Consider the following 1,088-nt stretch of genomic DNA (forward strand, 5'->3'; position numbering starts at 1 on the left):
TACCAACGGAACACCAGCTACGGGAGATGATACGACAGTAGGAGCAGCAGTAGTAGGTGTAACAGGAGGAGTATTACAAACTGTAGGAAGTTTAGCAGTAGGAGAATACTATGTAGTAGTAACTATGACAGCAAGTCCATTCTGTCCAGTAACATCCGCAGTTGTATCTATAGCTCAACCAACAGCAGGATTAGGAATTACAGCAGTACCAGTAGCGGTAAGTTGTAATGGAGGAAATGACGGAAGCATTACAGCTACAGCGACTAACGGATGGGGTGGTTATCAATATAGTTTAACTCCAGTAACAGGAACATCACCAGCGGTTGCATTAGGAAATAGTAATGTATTTAGTAATTTAGAATCAGGAAGCTATACAGTAACAGTACGAGATGCTAATGGATGTGAGGTTTCAACAACAGAAACGGTTGTAAATCCAGTAGCCGTAAGTTTTGGATTAACTAAAGATGATAGTGCATGTAACTCAAGTACAGGAGGAAGTATCACAGCAACTCCAGCAGGAGGAACAGGAACTTATACATTTGTATTAACCAATACAACTACAAGTACAGTGGTTCGTACCGAAACAGGAACAGGAGCCTTTACATTTACTAATGTAGCAGCAGGATCTTATTCTGTAACCGTATCAGATAGTAATAGTTGTAGTGCTTCAGCACAAGCTATTACGATGTTACCAAGTTTAGCATTTACAGTAACTCAGACTAAGAATATAGATTGTAGTGCAAGTCCAGCAGGAGTTGTAGCATTAAATATCAGTTCAGGATCAGGAACGTATGAATATGCAGTAACAAATTCAGGAGGAACGGTAGTTGCCCAAACAAGTACAGGAGGAACTACAGTGAATTTCTCAGCAGCTACAGCAGACACCTATACAGTAGAGGTGTTTGATATGGGAGCTACTCCAACATGTTCAAGTACTACCACGATAGTAATTTTACCAGCGATTGTACCAAACTTTAGTGCGGTAGCGAGTGTAAATGGAATTTGTAATGGAACAAGTACAGGAGAGATTCAGATAACTGAGGTAAACAATAGTATTAATCCATTAACATATAGTATAGCTCCAGTAG

General features: G+C 39.9%; 1 pseudogene. It reads left to right on the top strand.

Going from position 1 to position 1,088, the window contains the following annotated elements:
- A pseudogene (locus DS884_RS10750) lies at positions 1 to 1,088 on the top strand (hypothetical protein); the annotation flags it as partial.

Source organism: Tenacibaculum sp. E3R01 (assembly GCF_003318185.1).
Lineage (GTDB): Bacteria > Bacteroidota > Bacteroidia > Flavobacteriales > Flavobacteriaceae > Polaribacter > Polaribacter halocynthiae.